The organism is Vibrio sinus (genome assembly GCF_023634645.1).
Classification (GTDB): Bacteria; Pseudomonadota; Gammaproteobacteria; order Enterobacterales; family Vibrionaceae; genus Vibrio; species Vibrio sinus.
Genome location: NZ_JAMKMR010000064.1, coordinates 1 through 322, shown reverse-complemented (window position 1 = coordinate 322; position 322 = coordinate 1). Strand labels below are relative to the sequence as shown.

General features: G+C 44.1%; 1 rRNA gene. It reads left to right on the top strand.

From position 1 onward, the window contains the following. Positions 1-269: 269 nt before the first annotated feature. Positions 270-322 (top strand): 5S ribosomal RNA (rrf, locus tag M9194_RS21865); the annotation flags it as partial.

Below are 322 nucleotides of genomic sequence, written 5' to 3'. Positions count from 1 at the left end.
TGCCCGTGAGGCTTAACCATACAACACCTAAAGGGTTTTGTTGTGGGACTCAAACAAAGAACATTGAATGTGTATGAGAGCACAAACAGCTTTCCAGATTTATTTAGACTTTCCTTAGCACCCAATAAGGTAGCGCTGGGAGAAAGTTCAGTGGCAAGGCAACTTATGAAATAAGTGAAGGAGTTTACTAGTGTAAATGACTGAGCGAATAAGCAAGTTAACGCAGCCAGTGGGCTTTATCACAAGCGGGAAGTCTGAGAAAGAATTTGCTTGGCGACCATAGCGTTGTGGACCCACCTGATTCCATGCCGAACTCAGAAGT